This is a genomic window from Falsihalocynthiibacter arcticus (genome assembly GCF_000812665.2).
In the GTDB taxonomy this organism is placed as follows: Bacteria; Pseudomonadota; Alphaproteobacteria; order Rhodobacterales; family Rhodobacteraceae; genus Falsihalocynthiibacter; species Falsihalocynthiibacter arcticus.
Map to the genome: position 1 here is coordinate 3,941,616 of NZ_CP014327.1, position 21,909 is coordinate 3,963,524.

Annotated in this window: 22 protein-coding genes and 3 tRNA genes; 13 read left to right on the forward strand and 12 right to left on the reverse strand. The window is 53.9% G+C overall.

Annotated features, from left to right (window positions below; all coding sequences use genetic code 11):
• Both RC74_RS19365 and RC74_RS19370 read left to right on the forward strand, forming a co-directional pair.
• Positions 1-633, forward strand: a complete 633-nt coding sequence (locus RC74_RS19365; RefSeq protein WP_039000606.1) for a MarC family protein — start codon at positions 1-3, stop codon at positions 631-633.
• A gap of 23 nt (positions 634-656) precedes the next feature.
• Positions 657-1,241 (forward strand): retropepsin-like aspartic protease family protein, encoded by a 585-nt coding sequence (locus RC74_RS19370; protein WP_039000604.1) that lies wholly within the window; start codon positions 657-659, stop codon positions 1,239-1,241.
• Here the strand turns inward: RC74_RS19370 and RC74_RS19375 are convergent.
• Together RC74_RS19375 and RC74_RS19380 are read right to left on the reverse strand one after the other, a co-directional pair.
• Positions 1,238-1,699 (reverse strand): DNA polymerase III subunit chi, encoded by a 462-nt coding sequence (locus tag RC74_RS19375; protein ID WP_039000603.1) that lies wholly within the window; start codon positions 1,697-1,699, stop codon positions 1,238-1,240. The genes RC74_RS19370 and RC74_RS19375 overlap by 4 nt on opposite strands.
• Positions 1,699-3,165 (reverse strand): leucyl aminopeptidase, encoded by a 1,467-nt coding sequence (locus RC74_RS19380; RefSeq protein ID WP_039000601.1) that lies wholly within the window; start codon positions 3,163-3,165, stop codon positions 1,699-1,701. Before RC74_RS19380 ends, RC74_RS19375 begins: the two co-directional genes overlap by 1 nt.
• A 128-nt stretch (positions 3,166-3,293) precedes the next feature.
• Between RC74_RS19380 and lptF the strand changes: the two genes are divergently transcribed.
• From lptF to rsmA, 6 genes are read left to right on the forward strand one after another with little or no spacing between them, the layout of a single operon-like run.
• Positions 3,294-4,418, forward strand: coding sequence for an LPS export ABC transporter permease LptF (gene lptF / locus RC74_RS19385; protein ID WP_039000599.1), 1,125 nt, complete (start codon positions 3,294-3,296; stop codon positions 4,416-4,418).
• Positions 4,415-5,512 carry an LPS export ABC transporter permease LptG gene (lptG, locus tag RC74_RS19390; RefSeq protein ID WP_039000598.1) on the forward strand — a complete coding sequence of 366 codons (1,098 nt, stop codon included), beginning with the start codon at positions 4,415-4,417 and terminating at the stop codon, positions 5,510-5,512. Before lptF ends, lptG begins: the two co-directional genes overlap by 4 nt.
• The gene (locus RC74_RS19395; protein ID WP_052274632.1) at positions 5,512-7,680 is read left to right on the forward strand and encodes an LPS-assembly protein LptD; all 2,169 of its coding nucleotides are present in this window, start codon (positions 5,512-5,514) and stop codon (positions 7,678-7,680) included. The genes lptG and RC74_RS19395 overlap by 1 nt, the downstream gene beginning before the upstream one ends.
• A gap of 47 nt (positions 7,681-7,727) precedes the next feature.
• Positions 7,728-8,954, forward strand: a complete 1,227-nt coding sequence (locus RC74_RS19400) for a peptidylprolyl isomerase (protein ID WP_039000597.1) — start codon at positions 7,728-7,730, stop codon at positions 8,952-8,954.
• Positions 8,951-9,925, forward strand: coding sequence for a 4-hydroxythreonine-4-phosphate dehydrogenase PdxA (gene pdxA, locus RC74_RS19405; RefSeq protein ID WP_039000596.1), 975 nt, complete (start codon positions 8,951-8,953; stop codon positions 9,923-9,925). The genes RC74_RS19400 and pdxA overlap by 4 nt, the downstream gene beginning before the upstream one ends.
• A 9-nt stretch (positions 9,926-9,934) precedes the next feature.
• Positions 9,935-10,777, forward strand: a complete 843-nt coding sequence (gene rsmA / locus RC74_RS19410) for a 16S rRNA (adenine(1518)-N(6)/adenine(1519)-N(6))-dimethyltransferase RsmA (RefSeq protein ID WP_039000595.1) — start codon at positions 9,935-9,937, stop codon at positions 10,775-10,777.
• 64 nt (positions 10,778-10,841) lie between these two features.
• On the opposite strand, the gene RC74_RS19415 is transcribed toward rsmA, so the two are convergent.
• The 3 genes from RC74_RS19415 to prfA form a co-directional block, all read right to left on the reverse strand.
• Positions 10,842-11,564 (reverse strand): DUF4167 domain-containing protein, encoded by a 723-nt coding sequence (locus tag RC74_RS19415; RefSeq protein WP_082802368.1) that lies wholly within the window; start codon positions 11,562-11,564, stop codon positions 10,842-10,844.
• Positions 11,565-11,798: 234 nt separating this feature from the next.
• Positions 11,799-12,647, reverse strand: a complete 849-nt coding sequence (gene prmC / locus RC74_RS19420) for a peptide chain release factor N(5)-glutamine methyltransferase (RefSeq protein WP_039000594.1) — start codon at positions 12,645-12,647, stop codon at positions 11,799-11,801.
• Positions 12,644-13,693 (reverse strand): peptide chain release factor 1, encoded by a 1,050-nt coding sequence (gene prfA, locus RC74_RS19425; RefSeq protein ID WP_039000620.1) that lies wholly within the window; start codon positions 13,691-13,693, stop codon positions 12,644-12,646. The genes prmC and prfA overlap by 4 nt, the downstream gene beginning before the upstream one ends.
• Positions 13,694-13,755: 62 nt before the next feature.
• Here prfA and RC74_RS21960 point away from each other — a divergent pair, with 62 nt between their 5' ends.
• The gene (locus tag RC74_RS21960) at positions 13,756-14,076 is read left to right on the forward strand and encodes a hypothetical protein (protein ID WP_082802369.1); all 321 of its coding nucleotides are present in this window, start codon (positions 13,756-13,758) and stop codon (positions 14,074-14,076) included.
• Here RC74_RS21960 and RC74_RS23815 read toward each other — a convergent pair.
• Both RC74_RS23815 and RC74_RS19435 read right to left on the reverse strand, forming a co-directional pair.
• On the reverse strand, positions 13,993-14,397 hold the full coding sequence (locus RC74_RS23815) for a DUF1499 domain-containing protein (RefSeq protein WP_039000592.1): 405 nt from the start codon (positions 14,395-14,397) through the stop codon (positions 13,993-13,995). The genes RC74_RS21960 and RC74_RS23815 overlap by 84 nt on opposite strands.
• Before the next feature lie 25 nt (positions 14,398-14,422).
• Positions 14,423-15,586: a M20 aminoacylase family protein gene (locus RC74_RS19435; RefSeq protein ID WP_039000591.1), complete on the reverse strand. Its 1,164-nt coding sequence runs from the start codon at positions 15,584-15,586 to the stop codon at positions 14,423-14,425.
• Positions 15,587-15,655: 69 nt separating this feature from the next.
• Here RC74_RS19435 and mazG point away from each other — a divergent pair, with 69 nt between their 5' ends.
• The 4 genes from mazG (at position 15,656) to RC74_RS19455 (ending at position 20,132) form a co-directional block, all read left to right on the forward strand.
• Entirely contained in the window at positions 15,656-16,483 is an 828-nt protein-coding gene (mazG, locus tag RC74_RS19440) for a nucleoside triphosphate pyrophosphohydrolase (protein WP_039000590.1), read from the forward strand.
• 121 nt (positions 16,484-16,604) lie between these two features.
• Entirely contained in the window at positions 16,605-17,603 is a 999-nt protein-coding gene (locus tag RC74_RS19445; protein WP_039000589.1) for a Fe(3+) ABC transporter substrate-binding protein, read from the forward strand.
• 129 nt (positions 17,604-17,732) lie between these two features.
• Positions 17,733-18,686, forward strand: coding sequence for a nucleoside hydrolase (locus tag RC74_RS19450; RefSeq protein ID WP_039000588.1), 954 nt, complete (start codon positions 17,733-17,735; stop codon positions 18,684-18,686).
• Positions 18,687-18,713: 27 nt separating this feature from the next.
• Entirely contained in the window at positions 18,714-20,132 is a 1,419-nt protein-coding gene (locus tag RC74_RS19455) for a protein adenylyltransferase SelO (protein ID WP_062628372.1), read from the forward strand.
• A 56-nt stretch (positions 20,133-20,188) separates the two neighbouring features.
• Here RC74_RS19455 and RC74_RS19460 read toward each other — a convergent pair.
• The 5 genes from RC74_RS19460 to RC74_RS19480 form a co-directional block, all read right to left on the reverse strand.
• A tRNA-Asp gene (locus tag RC74_RS19460) sits at positions 20,189-20,265 on the reverse strand.
• Positions 20,266-20,296: 31 nt separating this feature from the next.
• Positions 20,297-20,373: transfer RNA gene (locus RC74_RS19465), tRNA-Asp, on the reverse strand.
• Positions 20,374-20,616: 243 nt separating this feature from the next.
• A tRNA-Val gene (locus RC74_RS19470) sits at positions 20,617-20,692 on the reverse strand.
• A 53-nt stretch (positions 20,693-20,745) separates the two neighbouring features.
• The gene (locus RC74_RS19475) at positions 20,746-21,366 is read right to left on the reverse strand and encodes a histidine phosphatase family protein (protein WP_179946746.1); all 621 of its coding nucleotides are present in this window, start codon (positions 21,364-21,366) and stop codon (positions 20,746-20,748) included.
• A gap of 143 nt (positions 21,367-21,509) precedes the next feature.
• Positions 21,510-21,875, reverse strand: coding sequence for an HU family DNA-binding protein (locus RC74_RS19480; protein WP_052274617.1), 366 nt, complete (start codon positions 21,873-21,875; stop codon positions 21,510-21,512).
• Between the last annotated feature and the right edge of the window lie 34 nt (positions 21,876-21,909).

Genomic DNA, 21,909 nt, shown 5'->3' on the forward strand with positions numbered 1-21,909 from the left:
TTGGATTTTACGATCTTAATTCCGGCATTCGCGACCCTTTTCGTGATCATTGATCCGATTGGATTGATGCCGCTTTTTGTGGCGATGACCCAAGGGATGTCCCAACATCGCCGTCGCGCAATAGCGGTGCGTTCCGTGGCAACCGCGGCCGTTTTGCTCACGCTTTTTGGGCTTCTTGGCGAAACGGTGCTGGGATTTATCGGCATATCCATGGATGCATTCCGCATCGCGGGCGGCGCTCTTTTGTTCCTAACTGCACTTGATATGCTGTTTGATCGACGCTCAAAACGCCGTGGCGATCAAGCCGCCGAAGCGACAAGCGACGAAGATTTCGACGACCCCTCGGTTTTCCCCCTCGCAACCCCTCTGATTGCAGGGCCTGGGTCCATCGCGACCATGATCCTTCTCGTCGGCCATTCCGAGGGTACACTCGGTTTGATTGGCATTTTGCTCACCATGTTTGCGGTGCTGCTTTGCGCCCTTGCGCTATTCTTCGCGGCAAGCCCTTTTGAACGGATACTAGGGCCAACGGGGATCAACGTTGTAACACGTCTTCTTGGGATGCTATTGGGAGCACTCGCCATTCAATTCATACTAGACGGCATACAGGGCTTCATTCAGTCTGCCCTTTAACGCATTGAACTAAAGAGGTTTTCATGAACGGAGACGACACAGGACGGTTGATCTACTTGGTTCTTCTTGGCACAGTCATTGCCAGTTGGTTCTTTGTCCAAAACCGCCAATCCATGGGAAAAACTCTACAACAGGGCGCGCTTTGGGGTCTGATTTTCGTCGGGTTCGTCGCCGCTTTCGGCCTCTGGGAAAACATCAAATCCGACCACGCGACGCAGTCATCCTTTCAGGGCGGCGACGGTGAAATCATCACTCTCGTGCGCCACCGCGATGGCCATTTTTACGCCGAACTCACGATATCGAATGCCCGTCTCGAATTCCTTGTCGATACGGGTGCCACTGACATTGTTTTGAGCCAAACTGATGCCCAAAAACTGGGAATTGATGTAAACGACCTACAGTTTTTCGGCACAGCAAATACCGCAAATGGCGTTGTAAAAACCGCGCGGGTCCAATTGGCGGATATTGAGTTTGAAGGGATCAAAACGCCCAGAATTGCCGCCTATGTAAATCAAGGCGACCTCAATATATCCCTTTTGGGGATGTCCTACCTGAGCCAAATGAGCAGCATTGAAATCGCTGGCGACAAAATGATCTTGCGCCGTTAGGAGCTCTCGGCCTTTTTCACCCAAGAGCCCGTTTCTTCTGACCAATAAATCGCCTTCGCCCCCTCGGACGTCAGGGTTTTCCATTGCGCGCGCGCGCGGTCAACAGACTCGGGGTCAGTTCCGTCAAACAAAACACAGGCCCGTTCGGATGCAGAAATTTCCTCGGGTGAAAGCGTCGCCCCTTCAAGTGAAATCAAACAGGTTGCGCCGTTAGGTAACTCCGATTTCGTGGTCAACAATACCGGCTGGTCGGCATCATGTGGGCCACCCGCAAGGCCGTGCGGCAAAAATCCGTCACGCGGGTTGCGCCACAGAGCATCATCGATTTGTGCCAGAGACCCCGCATCGACACCGCGCACAGCGACACGCCACCCTGCCTGAAGCGATTTTTCAAGCAGGGTGGCCAGCGTTGCAATAATGGGACTTTGGGTGACGTGATAGAAATAGACCTGTCCCATCAGTCCTCAAAACGATCGCGAATTAGGCGGTCGATGGCAACAACACCCCATCCAGTTGCCCCGCCCGGTGCAAGATCTGTGCCGGTTTTAATATGAGCCACACCCGCGATATCGAGGTGAATCCACGGTGTTTTCTTTTGGACAAACCGCTGCAAGAACTGCGCTGCAGTGATCGATCCCGCCGCGCGTCCACCAATATTTTTCATGTCGGCAATCGGGGATTTCAAAAGCTCGTCATAGCTGGCGCCAAGGGGCATCCGCCATGCGCCTTCATTCTCAGTGCGCGCCGCCTTGAGGAAGCGATCACAGAATTTGTCATTATTGGAAAACACGCCCGCGTTGTCATGGCCCAACCCAACGATAATTGCCCCCGTAAGCGTCGCCAGATCGATCATCCCTGAGGGCTTAAACCGTTCCTGCGCATACCACATCACGTCGCACAAAACGAGACGCCCTTCCGCGTCCGTGTTCAAAACCTCAATCGTGTCGCCTTTCATCGAGGTCACAACATCGCCCGGACGCATGGCCTTGCCGTCGGGCATATTCTCAACGATTCCGACGAGCCCCACGACATTTGCTTTGGCATTACGAAGCGCGAGGCTGCGCATAACGCCCGCAACAACACCCGCACCGCCCATGTCCATTGTCATGTCTTCCATGCCCGCGGCGGGCTTGATTGAAATGCCCCCCGTATCGAACACAACGCCCTTGCCAACCAAGGCTAAAGGCGCTTCTTTTCCGCCACCGTTCCACTGCATAACAACAACTTTAGAAGCACTTTCGCTGCCCTGACCAACGGCCAAGAACGCGCCCATGCCAAGCTTTTCAAGCTCGGCTTCCTCAAGGATTTCGACCTCTAAACCGAGGTCTTGCATGGCCGCCAAACGCGCCGCAAAATCATCGGTTGTCAGAACATTTGAAGGCTCGTTCACCAAATCGCGGGTGAAGAATACCCCTTCTGCAAGAGCGGCAAACGGGGCGGCTTTCGCAGCAATATCTTCAGGCTTTCCGACTTGAAAGCGCACTTCGCCGCGTTCTTTTACACCGCTGGTTTTGTGGGGGGTAAAATCATAGGACCGCAAGGCAAGCCCAAACGAAATCTCGGCGGCTTTGCCGATTGTATTGGCGCAAACCAAAGTGCTTTCTTTGGTTAAGCCCTTGGCGATAGTGGCCCCTGCTTTGCGTGCATTTTCGATTGTTGGATTGCGGGAAAGGCGAATAACCTGAATGGCAGTTGCCAACATGCCCGACGGATAGGCCAAATCCAGCCCCATTCCTTCCTTCATTTCTTCAAAAGCATCACTCAAGATAAACCGTCCAAGTGCCCCCTTTGTAAGACGGTTGATCCGCCGAGATGAACGATCAAGCCTCCCGTGAGGCTCTAAAAACACAACAATGCGTCCAGTTTGTTTTGCGATCGAATCTAAACTTATGTCGTCAAAATACAGGGCAACGGGTGTGGTCATTAGAGACTCCTTTGAATGTGTCCCCATATTGGTAGCCTCCAAACGGCGACATGACCAGATAGCAGTTTTCCCCAGCGCAATATTCCGATAAGTTTACCCAATTCAACCAAGATTTCGAGGGGATTCACGTGGCGAGATTCGACAGATATGTCCTGTCGCAACTGATGGTGCTCTTTGGTTTCTTTTCCTTGGTTCTCGTGCTGGTCTATTGGGTCAATCGCGCGGTATCTTTGTTTGATCAAATCATCTCAAGCGGTCAATCGGCTGGCGTCTTCCTTGAACTGACCGCGCTTGCTTTGCCACGCGTCATCGTCCTTGTTTTACCATTTTCTGCTTTTGTTGGAACGGTTTACGCGGTGAACCGGCTCTCGTCCGAGAGCGAAATGGTTGTTGTCCAGTCGGCAGGTTTCAGCCCGTATCGCATGGCGCGTCCGGTGATCGTTTTCGGGTTTATTGTGGCGATTATGATGAGCATTCTGTCCCACGTTCTTATCCCTGCAGCGACAAAACAGATTGGAATCCGGTCGTTAGAATTGTCGCGAAACATCACCGCGCGCCTTTTGGTGGACGGGACATTTTTAAATCCAACCAAGGGAATTACGCTCTATATTCGCAATATTTCACCTGACGGAGCCCTGAATGAGATCCTTTTATCGGACGCACGCTCTAAAGGTGTCCGCACCACATATACGGCCAAACGCGCCCTTTTGGTGGAAGATGCCTCTGGACCAAAGTTGTTGATGCTTGAAGGCATTGCGCAAAGTTTGCGGGCGGAGGGGCAAAGGCTGTTTACCACAAGTTTTCAGGATTTGGTTTTTGATATCAATGACCTAATCGCTGCTCCTTCCGCAAGAAACCGAACGATCAGCGAGTTATCCACTTGGGAGTTGTTACATCCGACACCTGCCCTCCTCGCGGAAACGAAGGTCAATGAAGCTCGTATGCTGTCTGCCGCGCATCAAAGGCTTTCCCAACCGCTCTTGGCTTTGGTGAGCGCCCTTATCGGATTTTCCTGCCTTCTTTTGGGTGGGTTTAGCCGCTTCGGACTATGGCCGCAGATTGGATTTGCCTTTGTGCTGTTGATTGTTGTGAAGGCCGTCGACTCGGCAGCCCTCGACATGAGTTTACGTGCCGCCAACTTTTGGTGGGCAGCCTATCTTCCAGCGCTTGTTGGTGTCGGAATGTCCGGTACCCTGCTTTGGTTTGCCGCCAATCCGCAAGTCCTTGCCCAATTGCGGAGGTGGGCGCGATGACTCTCTATTTCTATTTGGCACGCAAGTATTTGAAAGCCATTTTGGGTGTCTTTTTCGTTTTTTTGGGCATTGCCTTTCTGCTCGACATTGCTGAACAAATTCGCAAATTTGGCAATGTCGATCTTGGATTTTCCGACCTGATTACCCTCGCGGCGCTCAATACCCCGAGTTCGATGTATGCTATTTTGCCACTTGTTGTTGTGCTCGCGACTCTTGCGCTGTTTCTGGGGCTTGCCCGTAGTAGCGAATTGGTTGTCATTCGCGCCTCCGGTCGAAGTGCGATCAACAGTTTGATCTCGCCGGTGATCGTCGCGTTTCTATTTGGGGTCATCACAGTTGCGGTTTTCAATCCCATCGTGGCCGCCACAAAAAAGCAGTATGAGTATGTGTCGCGCCAATTCACGACGGACCAATCCTCCGTTATGTCGATCAGCGCGGAGGGCCTTTGGCTTCGACAGGTGGACAGCGAAAACCAAACGGTAATTCGCGCCGCAGGAGCCAATCTTGACGGCACCGAATTGCAGCAAGTGACGTTCCTTATCTTCAGTCAGGAAGGCGACCCTTTGACGCGCATTGAGGCAGCAACAGCGGTGCTTGAGGACGGATACTGGGCATTGAGCGGGGTCAAAAGATGGCCCCTTGAGGGTAGTACGAACCCTGAGCGCGATGCCGTTCTGTTGGAAGACTTCGCCCTTGAAAGCGACCTGACCGTTGACAAGATTCGCGACAGTTTTGGAACACCCAATGCGATCTCGATTTGGGATTTACCAAATTATATCGATCAGTTGGAACGCGCCGGTTTCTCTGCCCTTAAACACAAGGCTTGGCTGTATCGCGAGTTGGCAATGCCGTTGATGTTTGTGGCTATGGTGATGATAGGCGCGGGTTTCACGATGCGCCACACGCGTTTTGGCCGTACTGGGGTGATGATTTTAGCCGCGATTCTCCTCGCCTTTAGCCTTTTCTTCCTTCGGGATTTCCTTCAAATTTTTGGAGAAAACGGACAATTGCCGATTGCCCTTGCCACGTGGTCACCGCCGATCGTGTCGATCTTTATCGCGATGGCCCTTTTGTTACATATGGAGGACGGGTAATGTTCGAAATCCGTCCTGTGACACGCATTTTGGCTAGCGCGGTACTTGTGGCGTTTGCAATCCCCACCACGTTTGCCCATGCGCAAACCACGACCCAACAGGGACAGAATGGTCCTGCAAGTCTGGTGGCCGATGCGATTTCAGTGAACAGTGACGGCGATTTGGTCGCAACGGGGAACGTCGAGGTTTTCTTTGACGGAGCGCATTTGAAGGCGCACAAAATCACCTATCAATCCAAACAAGAAACGCTGCTGATCGAGGGTCCCATGAGCCTTACTAGGGGCACGGAAACTCTGATCTTGGCCGACAGTGGTGCGTTGGTCCGCGACCTTCAGGAGGGTCTTCTTGTCGGCGCGCGTCTTGTCCTAAACCAGCAATTGCAAATGGCCGCGAACCAAATTCAACGCGTCGACGGCCGCTATACCCGCCTCTACAAAACGGTCGCGTCCTCCTGTGAAGTCTGTGCGAGTAACCCGACACCGCTATGGGAAATACGGGCCGAAAGCATCGTACACGACCAAGTGGAAAAACAACTCTATTTCGAAAAAGCGCAACTGCGGGTCATGGGGGTGCCTATTTTTTACTTGCCATACATGCGCCTTCCCGGCCCGTCGCTCGAACGCACACGTGGTTTTCTCATCCCGTCCCTCGTGTCGAATTCCCAGTTGGGCCAGGGTGTGCGAATTCCGTATTTTCTGCCCTTTGGCACCTCAAAAGACCTCACCCTCGCCCCTCTTGTTACCAATAATACCAATACGATGGAGTATCGTTACCGCCAAGCTTTCCAGAACGGATTGCTTGAATTTGAGGGCGCGATTTCGAAGGACGACATCATGCCCGACATCACGCGCGGGTATCTCTTTGGCGGTGGCGAATTTGTTGTCGCACAGGACTTTATCTTGAATATTCGTGCCGAAATTGTTTCGGATCATGACTATCTTTTGACCTATGATTTCTCGGACCAAGATTTGCTCAACAGCACCATCGATTTGTCGCGGGCAAAACGATATGAGTATATTAGCACCGCGCTTTCCAATGCAGAATCCCTGCGCGAAGGCGACGACAATGCCACCTTGCCCAACCTCGCCTTTGACTCGGTCTATGAACGACGTTTCTTCCCTGTGGGCGTTGGTGGATCAGCAACGTTTTCTGCCTCCTTTCATGCCGCACAGCGCCAATCGGACGAAAACATTGTCGGACGGGATGTGCAACGCGGCGCGGCCTTTCTAAGTTGGAAAAAGACAGCGCTCGTTGGCAATGGCATGCTCTTTTCCGCGGGGGCGGATGTGGGGGCCGAACTTTATGGTATTGAGCAAGATACGACATATCCGCCGTCCGAGTTCCTAACTTATGGCACCCTTGGGGCCGAATTGCGCTGGCCGCTCATGAAGTCATCTCAGGATGGCACAAAGCACCTTTTCGAACCCATCGTTCAGGTTTTTTACAGCCCTCTTCAAAGCGACCTCCCGCCAAATGAAGACAGCCAAGATGCCACATTGGACCCGGGTAACATGTTCTCGGGCAACCGTTTTCCCGGATTGGATCGACTCGAAGCGGGGACATGGGCCAATATTGGGTTAACTTACAAACGCGTTAGCCCAGACGGATTGACTTTTGGGGCAACCGTTGGGAGGGTGGTGCGCGCCCAAGACCCCGATTTGTTCTACCAAGGGTCGGGATTAGCTGGCTTTCAATCAGATTGGCTTGCGTCTTTTGAAGTCGATATCCTCGACAGATTGTCTTTTGCTTCGCACTCGCTGATTGACGACGACTTCTCGTTTACGCGCAGTGAAAACCTCCTGACTTACACCGATGATCGGTATAATATTTCAACAGGCTATATTTGGCTCACACCGGAACCAGCGCTTGATCGCTATACGAACACCTCGGAATGGACGTTTGATGCTGACTACCTGATCAATTCAACGTGGTCTGGTGATGTATATTGGCGCTATGATCTGGCCGCCGTCACCCCCACAGAAGCGGGTTTCGGCTTAACCTATCAAAATGAATGCGTTGAGATTGACCTTTCTCTCTCGCACCGCTTCACTTCCTCCGATAACGTGGACCCTTCAACCAGTGTTGGCATGACCGTTGCTCTTACTGGGTTTGGCTCGGATGGCTCAAAACCCAAGAAGTCGGTTCAAAAATGCAGGCGTTTCAATTAATCACGCGACGTGACGACCAGAATGACAAATAACAAGGCCCAGTAGCAATGACAGTCTCTAAACACTTCTTTCATACGATCCTTGCCGTTTTTCTTGTGCTTGGCGCCGTGCCCAGTGCGCAGGCTCAGGGTCCATTTGACATTGTGGTGCGAGTCAACGAGCGCATCATCACACAATATGAACTCGAACAACGCGCCCTCTTCTTGAAAGCGTTGGGCACCGCTGGCAACCTCACCCAAGAATCCACAGACCGTTTGATTGATGAGCGTCTCTATTTGGATGCCGCTGAGCGCCTCGGTATTTCCGTTGAGGACGAGGCCATAAACCAAGGCATGATTGAGTTCGCTGGGCGCGCAAAGCTTGAGCCAGAAGAGTTCATCCAAGCCATGGCCGAAGAGGGCATTGACGTTCAAACGTTTCGGGATTTCGTCGCTTCAGGCATCCTTTGGCGCGAGGTGGTGGGCACGCTCTTTGGCCAACGCGGGCGCGTCTCAGAGGCGGAAGTTGACCGCGCCCTTTCTCTGTCGTCCCAAACCGGTGGCGTGCGGGTGCTGTTGGGCGAAATCGTCCTTCCGGCTGACACGCCCGAAAACCAAGTGCGCGCGGCCGCCATCAGCGCCGAAATCCAGAAGATCACGAGTACAAAGGTTTTTTCCGAAGCAGCAACTGCCGTTTCCGTATCGCAATCTGCGCCAAATGGTGGGCAATTGGACTGGCTGTCCCTCGCTGATTTACCGCCTGCATTTCGCCCTCTTCTCCTGACTCTCGCCCCCGGTGAAATCACCGACCCTATTGAAATTCCAAATGCATTGCTGTTTTTTCAAATGCGTGCAATTCAGGAAACGGCTGCGCCAATTCCGACGGCCCTCGCGGTGGAATACGCACGGCTCTATTTACCAGGCGGGCGCGCCCCGAACGTCGTGAAGCAAGCAATGAGTCTGCGTTACACTGCGGATTCCTGCGACGATCTATATGGCCTGTATCCCAATTCAACCGAGGAGCAGCTTGAGATCATCTCGCAAGCCCAGTCAGACGTGCCAAACGACATCGCGGTAGAGCTTGCGAAACTTGACGAAGGCGAAGTATCGGCGAATTTAACTCGCAACGACGGACAGACTTTGGTGGTGCTTATGCTTTGTGGGCGCACGGCCGAAATCGTTGAGGACGAGACTCGCAACGCCCTTCGCACCCGCCTGATTAACGAGCGCATCACATCTTATGCCGATGCGTATTTAGCTGAATTGCGGGCAACCGCTTTGATCCGCGAACCATGATTCCACCGATTGCTTTAACCTGTGGCGAGCCTGCGGGCGTGGGTCTGGAAATATCCGAGAAGGCTTGGTCTGAACTGTCGGGATCTGTGCCGTTTTTTCTCATCGCCGATCCGCGTCACTTGGTGGGGTCGGTGCCCCATGTTTTGATTGGCCACCCAAATGAAGTCGCAAGCGCGATGGCCGGTGGCCTACCCGTTTTGCCCCATTCTTTTGCTACGCAGAACCACTTCGGAACCGCCGCTGCGGCCAACGCCCAAGGCGTGATCGACGTGATAAAAAAGGCGGTTAAATTGGTTCAATCCGGCCAAGCCAGCGCAGTTTGCACCAACCCCATTCACAAAAAAGCCCTCAAAGATGGCGCAGGGTTTGCCTTCCCCGGCCACACCGAATTTCTAGCGGATTTGGCAGGAGTGGAGCGCGTAGTGATGCTGCTGGCCTGTGATCAGTTGCGCGTTGTACCCGTCACAATCCATATTGCGTTGAGCGAAGTTCCAAAACAACTCACCCCCGAATTGCTGCGCGAAACCTTGCGGATTACTTCGGCGGGATTGCAGCGCGATTTCGGCATTGCCAATCCTCGGATTGCCGTCGCTGGCCTCAACCCACATGCTGGTGAAGGCGGGGCAATGGGGTGCGAAGAACTTGACATGATCAACGGTGTGATCGCGCAAATGCAGGTCGAAGGACTAGACCTTCGCGGCCCCCTGCCCGCAGATACCATGTTCCATGCGCGCGCCCGTGCGAGCTATGATGTAGCGGTCTGTATGTACCATGACCAAGCCCTGATCCCGATCAAAACGCTCGATTTTGATCGCGGTGTCAACGTCACTCTGGGCCTTCCTTTCGTGCGGACCTCCCCCGATCATGGTACCGCTTTTGACATTTCTGGCCGTGGGATTGCTGAGCCCACAAGCCTTATCGAAGCCCTCAAACTTGCGCATAAAATGGCGACTGCGCGTGCGCAAAATTAGGACCGAACAATGGCAACAATAGACTCCCTCCCTTCGCTCGCGCAGGTGATCGAAAACCACCAACTTTCCGCCAAGAAATCCCTAGGGCAAAACTTTCTACTCGACCTCAATCTGACGTCCAAAATCGCCCGCCAAGCGGGGGACCTAACGCAATGCGATGTTCTCGAAATCGGCCCCGGCCCCGGCGGGTTGACCCGTGGTTTGCTGGCCGAAGGCGCGCGCCGCGTACTGGCGGTGGAAAAAGATGCACGCTGCCTCCCCGCACTCGCGGAAATTGCCGCGGTCTATCCAGGGCAACTCGAAGTGATCAACGGCGACGCGCTGGAAATCGATCCATTGTCCATGCTCACGCCCCCCATTCGTGTCGCGGCAAACCTGCCCTATAACGTGGGAACCGAACTGTTGGTACGCTGGCTCACCCCCGCCGTATGGCCGCCGTTTTGGCAGAGCCTGACTTTGATGTTCCAGCGCGAAGTGGCGAATCGTATAGTCGCCGAACCGGGTGGAAAAGCCTACGGGCGACTCGCGATTTTGGCGCAATGGCGCTGTGATTGCCGTATTGTTATGAGCCTCCCACCCGAGGCCTTCACGCCTGCGCCAAAGGTGCACTCTGCCGTAGTTCATTTACAAATGCGCGAAAAACCGTTGTTTGAGGCCGACCCCAAAATTTTGTCCCGCGTGGTTGCTGCTGCCTTCAATCAACGCCGCAAAATGCTTCGTGCCGCCCTCAAAGGGCAAGCGCCCGACATCGAAGATCGTCTGATGGCAGCGGGCATCAAACCCACCGAACGCGCAGAGCAATTGTCCATTGAGCAATTCTGTGCCTTGGCCCGTGAGTTAGCCAAACCCTAAACTCTAGGCATAAAAAAGGGCTAAAGGTTTCCCTTTAGCCCTCTCTTTAACGTATTTTAAAGACCTACTCGCCTGTTGGCTCGGACCGAGGAGCAGCCTCTGAAGCAGGTGTACCCGCATCGACATTTTTCTCGATTGGCTTACGACGGCGTGGTGCGCGTTTTGGCTTTTCTGAAGCTGGCTCGGCCCCGTCTACTGGGGCGGCAACGGGGTTTTCAGTCCTAGGCTTACGCGGCGGGCGATTAGAAACCTTGCGCGGTTTGGCCTCAGGCGTATCCACCAATCCGCTATTATCAGTGCTTGTATCCAATAAATCAGGTTGTGGGCCAGAACCCAAATCAGGCTGAACATAGGGGCGCGGCGTATCCGGCTTGGCAACAGGCGTCGGAGCGGAATGTACGGGCGGTTCAATCGGCGAAGTACCTGCGGCCTGCGTTTCTTGACGTTCGAACCGATCCGTGCGCTCGCTGTCGCGCTGCGCCTGACGGTCACGGTTTTGGGCTTCTTGGCTTTCACGGCGCTCTTCGATTTCGCGCATATTTTCGGCCAACAGGCGGGTGTAATGCTCGGAATGCTGGGCAAAATTCTCTGCAGCGACTCGATCATTTGACAACTGAGCATCGCGCATCAGTTGGTTATACTTGTCGATTATTTGCTGTGGTGTCCCGCGCACCTTACCTTCAGGTCCCGAACTATCGAAAACCCGATTGGTTAAGTTTCCACCATTGTTTGATGGAAAACGGCTACGGTTATTCTTACCGCGTGAGCGTGTTTTGGAAGATCTCATATTTTTTTCTATCCAGCCCTATATGGCAGTCGTAAGGTCCATGCCGCGCCTCTTGCGTGGGGTTTCTATACCGGCCCTGACGATTTCTGGCTTATCAGCAAGGGGGACCGCCTATTAAGCATCCGCCGCCTTACCTTACGCAGGAGTAAACACGACCCCGCGCGTAAAACAAGCATAAATTTAATTTTTGCGGCCTCAATAGGTGTTTTTCGCACAATACGTGTGAAATTTCCGTCAATTTTCCGCCCAAACCCCCGAAACAACCCTGTCATTGTTGGAAAGGTCTTTTGAAACAGCAACCTGTGCAAAGCCTGCCTGTTCAAACATTTGAGCCACCTGTGGACCTTGATCAAAACCGATTTCCACGATGAGGCGTCCGTTTGGCACAAGGTATCGGGGCGCGTTTTGAGTAAGAATTTGGTACGGCCCAAGACCGTCTCCCCCCGGCGTAAGGGCGCCATGAGGTTCCCAGTCGCGCACTTCGGGGGCGAGGGTTTGCATGGCCTGTGCACTGATGTAGGGAGGGTTGGACACGATAAGGTCGAAAGCCTGTGGTGGAATGTCAGCGAACCAATCGCTGGTTATGAATTCAGTGCGACTGGTAAGGTTGAGCGCTTCGGCATTGCCGCGCGCCACATCCAACGCGGCAGTACTCACGTCTGTCGCAAGCCCCGTGGCCTTGGTTTCCGCCAGCAAAGTCAGCAGGATACAGCCCGTCCCCGTGCCAAGATCAAGTACCCGCTCAAAAGGGCGTTCAAGGGCCAAGTCAATCACAAGTTCCGTATCTGGACGCGGGTCCAAGACATCGGGCGTCACCCGAAAGTCGCGCCCATAGAAGGCCCGCAGGCCGATAATTTGCGACACGGGTTGGCGGGCCATGCGCGCCGCAATAAGTGTCTCATACTCCGCGAGGGCCACGCTGGACATCGGCTCCTGAACCACCAAAGTGAGGCGCGCGCGTTCCGTTTTTAAGGCATGCGCGAGCAAAATACGCGCGTCGGTGGCAGGATCAGCCACCCCTGCCCCTTTAAGGAGTTGAACCGCTTCGAAAAGGGCAATCGCCCCCGTTTTCTCAGCGATCAATTTTCCATCTCGGCCAAAAGCTCGGCCTGAGCATGGGTGGTCAACGCGTCAATGGTTTCGTCCAAATCGCCCGCCATCACCTGATCAAGTTTATACAGGGTCAGGTTGATTCGGTGGTCGGTCATGCGCCCCTGCGGGAAATTATAGGTGCGGATACGCTCGCTGCGATCGCCCGACCCCACCATGCTTTTGCGGCTGGCGGAGCGTTCATCGTGTAGCTTTTGGCGTTCCAAATCATAGAGTCGCGTTTTGAGCACGGTCATCGCGATTTCGCGGTTGCGGTGCTGCGATTTCTCGGCGCTCACAACGATGATACCTGTGGGAATATGGGTGATCCGCACGGCGGAATCGGTGGTGTTGACGTGTTGCCCACCCGCGCCGGAAGCCCGCATGGTATCGATGCGAATATCATTGGTGTTGATATTAATATCAACATCTTGGGCTTCGGGAAGCACCGCAACGGTTGCCGCTGATGTATGGATCCGCCCGCCGCTTTCGGTTGTCGGCACACGCTGAACACGATGAACGCCACTTTCGTATTTCAGGCGCGCAAAGACGTTTTCGCCCGAAATCCGCGCGACCAATTCCTTGACCCCGCCAAGCTCGCTTTCATTGTATTCAATGATCTCAAATTTCCACCCGTGATTGTCGCAATAGCGCTGATACATGCGCATCAAATCGCCTGCAAACAACCCCGCCTCATCGCCCCCCGTACCCGGACGGATTTCCAACATCGCGGGACGAGCATCGGCCTCATCCTTGGGCAGGAGTGTAAGTTGCAACGCGGATTCGGCGAGCGGAAGACGGGCGCGCAGAACGGGCAGTTCCTCATCCGCCAGCTCTTTCATCTCGGGATCCAACAGCATCTCTTCGGCATCAGCTATATCACTGGTGAGCTGTTGATAGGACTGAATTTCATCAACCACGGGCTTAAGGTCCGAATATTCCTTGGCCAGGACCGCAATATCAGACGTTCCCTCCGCCATAGAAGCTTCGAGAAATTGAAACCGTTGCAGGATCTGCATGAGTGTGTCTGTAGCTATCATGCTATGGAAATGCGTTATCTGCCGGATTTGGTCAAGGGGGCGAAATGTGCTAAGATCGTCATATGAACGGTTTAAGCTTAATTTTTGCTTTGCTGGGCACAGCAAGCCTTGCCGAAACGGCCAACCAAAGCGTTGCTGCGCCACCGCTGCCTGAGATTTCATGCTACTGCACCGACAAAACGGGAAGTCGTGTCGAACTGGGCCAATCCATCTGTTTACAGGTCGATGGACGTATGTTTACAGCCCGCTGCGAGATGTCGCTCAACAACCCAATGTGGCGCGAACAATCCGAGGGCTGCCTATCCTCCGGTCTGTATCAAATCCGCGACCCATCCTTGGATACGCGCCTGATTTACCCCAAGATCTTTTTTCCCAAATCTTGACCTGCCAACAATCGCCGTCTCGGATCCTGATTGCTCAATTGTGGTATAATCTGGGAAGTTCCAAAGCGCTGAACGGGTGATATAGGTGACGTGCCGCTCCTCTGGAGAGCCCGCCAGAACCTTTGTGCGGTCCGTTTGCAGGATAAGATCATGCAGTTGCAAAAAATCGATCCCCTGAAGCGTGGTTCGATAACTCTTCTCAGACGGTTCCGCTATGTCATGAACCGAACGGTGCCACAGTGACGCAGGACTAGGCGCCAATCGGACATAGAGCGAAAAAAGGGCCAAGACCCCCGCCAATCCCATGAGTAGTTTAATCATTACGTATCAATTCTCTAAATGAAGGTCAGGTTAAAGGCTGGGAGTTTTCCACCAGACGGGCAAAGAAAGACGCGCCAATGGGTAGGATTTCATCATTGAAAACATAGGCGGGGTGGTGAACTTGCGCGCCCATACCCTGCCCCAAATGAAGATAGGCCCCGGGGCGTTCTTCGAGCATATAGGCGAAGTCCTCGGCGGCCATGATCCGACTTGCCTCGGCGTCGACGTTGGCCTCTCCCACGATGCTCCGTGCCACTTCTGCGGCCTTTGCGGTTTGCGCGGCGTGATTAATCGTGGCCGGATAACCTTTATGATAAACCAGCTTTGCATGCACCCCGTAAGCACTTGAATATCCGCTACAAAGTTCCTCAAGCCGTTTCATCACCATGGCCTGTACATCCTTTGCAAAGGTGCGCACGGTTCCATTGATATAGGCCGTATCGGGGATAATATTGTCGGCGGTCCCCGCGTGAATTTGCGTGACAGATACCACCAAATCGTCGGTGGCTTTGTGATTGCGACTCACGATGCTTTGGATGCCTTGCGCAAGCGCGACAGCAGTCATAATCGGGTCGGCAGTTTCGTGTGGCATCGCGGCATGTCCGCCGGTCCCTTTGATGAAAATATCAAAGCTATCAACCGCTGCCATATTCGGCCCGACGCAGGTTTCAAACTTGCCGACAGGCACTTCGGGCGCGTTGTGGATGGCATAGACTTCTTGGATGTCAAAGCGGTCCATGACCCCTTCTTGGCACATAACTTCGCCGCCGCCGCCGCCTTCTTCGGCAGGCTGGAACAACAATGCTACCCGCCCCGAAAAATTGCGGGTTTCCGCAAGGTATTTGGCCGCGCCCAGCAACATCGTCGTGTGTCCATCGTGGCCACAGGCGTGCATTTTTCCGTCATTCTTGGACGCGTATTCCACGCCGCTTTCTTCTTGCATCGGGAGAGCATCCATATCGGCGCGCAGGCCAATTGTGGGGCCAGGTTTCTGGCCATTGATGATTGCAACGATCCCCGTTTTAGCGATGCCTTCCTCAATCGAATCCACCCCAAATTCACGAAGTTTCTGAGCGACGAACGCAGCGGTCTCGTGGCATTCGAACCCAAGCTCTGGGTTCTCGTGCAATGCCCGACGCCAAGTGGTCATTTCCGCACTCAGATCCCCTATCCGATTGATAACTGCCATCTGCTCTGGACTCCCATGCCGTCGTTTGTCTAACTCGCCATAGTCTTTCTGAAACAAAAGGGCGCTGCAATGGCACAACAACCTCTCCTGACGTCAAATCGCGAAATTTCACGACTTTTGGCCATAATGGAGCGCCTAAGAGACCCCGAAACGGGCTGCCCTTGGGATATCGAACAGGATTACGCCAGTATCGCCCCCTATACGATTGAAGAGGCCTATGAGGTTGCCGACGCGATTGAACGGGGTGACATTGCGGAACTTGAGGGCGAATTAGGCGATTTACTCCTTCAAGTCGTGTTTCAAGCGCAAATCGGGGCCGAGGCCGGAGATTTCACCTTCCAAAGCATCACCCAAAACATCAGCGACAAGATGATTGCCCGCCACCCGCATGTTTTTGGTGACGAAAGCCGCGACAAATCTGCAGCGCAACAAACAGTTGATTGGGAAAAAATCAAGGCTGCCGAGCGTTCCGACAAAGAACAAAAAGGTGCTCTGGAAGGGGTGGCTGTTGGGCTTCCTGCCCTGTTGCGGGCTGTGAAATTGCAAAAACGTGCGGCGCGGGTCGGCTTTGATTGGCCCGATATTTCGCAGGTTTTGGATAAAGTCGTCGAAGAAACTCAAGAACTCGCCGAGGCACGCGCAGAACTTACCCAAACCGAAGTTGAGGAAGAATTCGGGGATTTGCTTTTCGTCATGGCCAATGTCGCCCGCCATATGAAAGTCGACCCAGAGGCCGCGCTCCGTGCAGCAAACGCCAAATTTACGCGGCGCTTTGAGGGGATCGAAGCCCTACTTGCGGAGCAGGGAAAAACTCCGGTCGAGTCCAATCTGGCTGAAATGGACGCGTTGTGGGATGCCGTGAAACGCCAAGAAAAGCGCGCAGTTACAACAGGGTAATCTACCCGCGACAATTATTCTGATTATTTTAGTGGGGTATTATCCACTCCACTCTTGACCTGAGTGTTTTAGTCAGATTAAAAGCCCTCATACAATTCGCACTTTTTTACTCGGAGATACCATGCGCCTGATCACAACGCTTGCCACTTTGGCCCTCGCGTCCCCCGTACTTGCCGACGAAGTGAATGTTTATTCCTATCGTCAACCAGAACTGATCGCCCCCCTTACAGAAGCTTTTACCGCGGAAACAGGCATCGACGTGAACGTCGCTTTCCTTGAAAAAGGCATGGTAGAAAAACTGACCGCCGAAGGCAATCGCACCCCCGCTGATGTCATTTTGACGGTCGATATTGCGCGTTTGAATTCGGTCATCGAAGCGGGCCTCACCCAACCTGTCGAGAGCGAAATCCTCACCGCCAATATTCCCGCTAACCTACGCGGTGAAAACAATGAATGGTTTGGCCTCACCACCCGTGCACGCGTTATTTATGCCTCCAAAGATCGGGTCGCAGACGGCGAAGTCACAACCTATGAGGACCTCGCAGACCCAAAATGGAAAGGGCGTATCTGTACCCGCTCCGGCACGCACGCCTATAACACAGCGCTGATCGCGGCCATGCTTTCGCACCACGACGAGGCCTACGTCACCACATGGCTTGAAGGAGTGAAAGCCAACCTCGCGCGCAAACCACAAGGCAACGACCGCGCACAGATCAAGGCGATTTGGGCCGCAGAATGCGACATCGCGATCGGCAACACTTATTACATGGGTCAAATGTTGGCCGATGAGGAACAAAAGGCATGGGCCGACTCAGTTGATATCGTTTTCCCAACGTTTGAAGGCTCTGGCACACACGTCAACATCTCTGGTGTCGCGATGACGAAATATGCACCAAACAGGGACAATGCCGTGAAATTCATGGAATTCTTGGCGTCCTCCAAAGCTCAAGAAATCTACGCTGCGAAGAACTTTGAATATCCAATCGCACCAGGAACAAGCGTCGATCCTGTTGTTGCAAGCTGGGGTGAATTCACCGCAGACGAGACCAACTTGATGGAAATCGCACAGTTGCGCGCACAGGCCATTCGCCTCGCGGAAACAGTAGATTTTGACGGTTAATATTCGGTCTGACCAAACGAAAACACCCCTGCCAATTGTGCGGGGGTGTTTGCATTTATAGCCAAGTCTTTACTTGCAAATCCGTGTTTGTCTGCGCAATCTTCGACTTCACGATAGGAAGCCAAGTTAATGAATGCACATAAAACGCCCCGCAAAATCATCATCGATACCGACCCAGGCCAAGACGACGCCGTCGCCATCCTTTTGGCGCTCGGAAGCCCTGAAGACATAACCGTTTTGGGGATTACTGCTGTCGCTGGCAACGTGCCCTTGGCCCTCACGGAAAAGAACGCGCGCATCGTTTGTGAATTGGCGGGAAAGCCCGACACAAAGGTTTTTGCGGGCTGCGACGCGCCAATGAAGCGCGCCCTTGTTACCGCGGAACATGTGCATGGCAAAACTGGCCTCGACGGCCCTGTGATGCCCGAACCGACGATGGCGCTGACTGCGGGCCACGCCGTGGACTTCATCATCGAAACCCTGCGCGCTGAACCCGCAGGCACGGTCACGCTTTGCCCTCTTGGCCCTCTCACCAACATCGGCGTAGCGTTTGAAAAAGCGCCCGACATCATTGCGCGTGTCCAAGAGATCGTCTTGATGGGCGGTGCGTACTTTGAAGTAGGAAACATCACTCCCGCCGCAGAATTCAACATCTACGTCGACCCAGAAGCCGCTGATATTGTTTTTAAATCTGGCATAAAAATCACTGTCATGCCCCTCGACGTTACCCACAAAGCTTTGACCACCGCCGCGCGGGTGGATGCCTTTCGCGCGCTGGGGACGGCTCTGGGGAAAATGGTTGCTGAATGGACGGACTTTTTTGAGCGTTTTGACAAAGAAAAATATGGCTCCCTTGGTGCGCCACTCCACGATCCCTGCGTCATCGCTTATTTGATTAAGCCCGAGTTATTTCAGGGCCGCTTCGTCAATGTCGAGATCGAAACCATCTCCGAATTGACGCTTGGAATGACGGTCGCCGATTGGTGGGGGGTGACGGACCGCGCGCCGAATGCTACCTTCATGAGCGAGATTGACGCCGATGGGTTTTTCGCTCTTTTAACGGAACGCATCGGGCGGCTTTAGACTGAAACCACATTAAGAGGCGCGCGTATGACACTGTTTAAATTTGATAACTCATTTGCGCGCCTCCCTAAAACGATGTTCGCGGAAACAGCCCCAACTCCGGTTGGCGCGCCGGAACTGCTGGCGCTCAATCAGGAACTCGCGCTGGAACTTGGGCTTTCCGAAGATCTGTTCCACAGCGACAACCTGCTCAACATGTTGTCTGGCAATGCCATTTCCGAAGGCTCGCAGCCCATCGCACAGGCCTATGCCGGACACCAATTCGGCAACTTCGTCCCACGCCTTGGCGATGGGCGCGCGCATCTGTTGGGCGAAGTCCTCACCCCCTCCGGCGCACGGTTTGATATCGCGCTCAAAGGCTCTGGCCCCACCCCCTATTCGCGCAACGGCGACGGTCGCGCGTGGCTTGGCCCCGTCTTGCGGGAATTCCTCGTGAGCGAGGCAATGCATGCCTACGGCGTCCCCACAACACGCGCCTTGGCCATTGTCGCGACGGGGGAGCGCGTCCAACGCGAAACAGCCCTCCCCGGCGCTATCCTCACGCGTGTGGCCAGTAGCCATTTACGCGTCGGCACCTTTCAGTATTTCGCCTATCGCAACGATACCGAAGCGCTCGCGCTCCTGACGGACATGGCCATCGCGCGCCACTATCCCGAAGTTGATGGCCCGCTTGGCCTCTTGCAAGCCGCCGTCAACGCGCAAGCTGATCTTGTGGCGCAATGGATGGGTTTGGGCTTTATTCATGGCGTGATGAACACCGATAATTGCCACGTGGGTGGAATCACCATCGACTATGGCCCCTGTGCCTTCATGGACGGATTTGATCCCGCGCGCGTGTTTTCGTCCATCGACCAGCAGGGGCGCTATGCTTATCAAAGCCAGCCCGATATTGCCGCATGGAATCTCGCACAATTCGCAAGCAGCTTGATTGCAATTATGGGCCCACAAGACGAGGCCATTGCCCAAGCGACCCAAGCCGTAAACAGCTTCGTGCCTCGCTTTCATCGCGCATGGCTCTCGGTGTTTGGCAAGAAGATCGGCCTCGAGTCAGCGACTCAATCCGACCGCACGCTCATCGTCGAATTGCTTGAAATCATGGCCGGCGAGGAAGTTGATTTCACACAGCTCTTTTGGTCGCTGTCACATGGCCGCACATCAGAATTATTCAGCAGCCCATCAGATTTTGAGAACTGGGAAGCCCGTTGGAAATTGCGCCTTAAAACAGAGGCGAATCCGGATTCGGTGATGGCCCGCGCAAACCCAGCGGTTATTCCCCGCAATCACCGCGTTGAACAAGCTATCAAAGCCGCCGTCAAAGGCGATCTCGCGCCCTTCGCAAGCCTCCACGAGGCCCTCAGCACCCCCTACGAGGCCCCAGACGACACAGCCCTCATGGATACGCCAAAAGCGGACGAGCGCGTCTACGCGACGTTCTGTGGAACCTGACAACGCAAAACCAATCGGTGTTGGTTTGAGTTGATATTATTATGAAAAAGGAAAAGTGGCGCGGTTGACGGGGCTCGAACCCGCGACCCCCGGCGTGACAGGCCGGTACTCTAACCAGCTGAGCTACAACCGCGCATCGCAATAGGCGTCTTCCAAAAGTGCAGTGGCGCGGTTGACGGGGCTCGAACCCGCGACCCCCGGCGTGACAGGCCGGTACTCTAACCAGCTGAGCTACAACCGCGTTCTGCACTCTTGAGTAACTACCCAAGCGTGAGGCTGCTTTTAGGGTGCGCGGTTGCTGGCGTCAAGCCGCGTTCGACCGAAAAGCGCAAGGAAAGTGAACAAATATTTTCAGGCATATTTTTTCAGTAAACCGAGGCTCCAATTGCCCCTTAACAGCAGGGAAACCCGTTGAAATAACTCGACGTCAAACAGGCATCAACAAATGATGCATTTTGAAATTTATACGGTACCTGGGGATATATGGTGGGTCGTGAGAGGCTCGAACTCCCGACATCTTCGGTGTAAACGAAGCGCTCTACCAACTGAGCTAACGACCCGGTAAGCGCTAATTAGCCTAGGCACATGGGGGGATGCAAGAGCAAAAATGCGATTATTTTGCTTCTTGCAAAATTACTTCCACGCCATCGCGAACTTCAAAGATACATCCTTGTGTCAGTGGCAACTTGCACATCGCCTGATGTTCCAACCCACAAAGGATTCCTCGCAACATTACTGAGCAAATTCCGTGCGTTATGAGAACAGTTGTCGTGGTAAGTTCGTTGAGAAACGTAGTGCACCTTTTGCGAAGTTTATCAACGCCCTCCCCGTTTATCGCCCCCGTATAATACTCGAAATCACAGGATGCTTGGCAAGAACTTGGCCAAAGCCGCTTGATTTCGCTGCGTTCCAAACCCTCCCAGAGCCCCGCCGAAATTTCGGCAATACGTGGATCGAATCTTGGAGGGGAAACAAGCTTATGACCGCGCAGGGCAATCTCGGCCGTCTGACGGGTTCGTCCGAGGGGACTCACCACAACTTGCGCCGTTTCTCTCGCGAACACCTCCGCCAGAAGGCGTTGCTGCACGACCGCTTGCTCCTTGCCACGCGCAGTCAGGGGAGAATCCAGCGATCCCTGCAACCGATGCCCAAGATTCCATTCGGTCTGGCCGTGCCGCAATATGAATATAGGGGGAATTTCGACATTGGGGCCTCGTACTTTGCGTTTTTTCAAACGGCTAACGCCCTTGCAAAGGGAGGGCAACCCAACGCGTTCTTTTTGGTTTGAAAAAGCACAACGATCCTGGGCGCCTCACGAGCCAAACGCCTGCGGACTTTGTGACCTCAATTATGGCCACGTTTCGTAAAACCAAACAATCAAAGCGATTTGGAGCGCCGAATGCGGCAGACGGTCACTGTTGCATTGGGCATGTCCTTTGTTTTCTTAATGACAAGCTTGCCCATGGGCTGAAGGTTGAGCGTTTCGCCCTTGCCAATCGCCTCTCCTAGAACGGAAAGCAGGGTTTCGACCAATGGCTTAACGTCTTTTCGCTTCATGCCGTTCTTGGCAATGATGCGATCGATCAAATCGTTCTTTTTCATCTCGGGAGCGCGCTCAGTAACGTTCTCCGAAGGAGTAACACCCTCGACCGTGCGAGGAGCAGTTTCCGCTGTTGGGACAGATTTTGGCTCAACCGTGGTGGCTTTTTCGCTCAATGTTGTTTTCTTGCTAGATGTGGTCATGAGGCTGTCCAATTGTTTCGATTATGGGAACAGA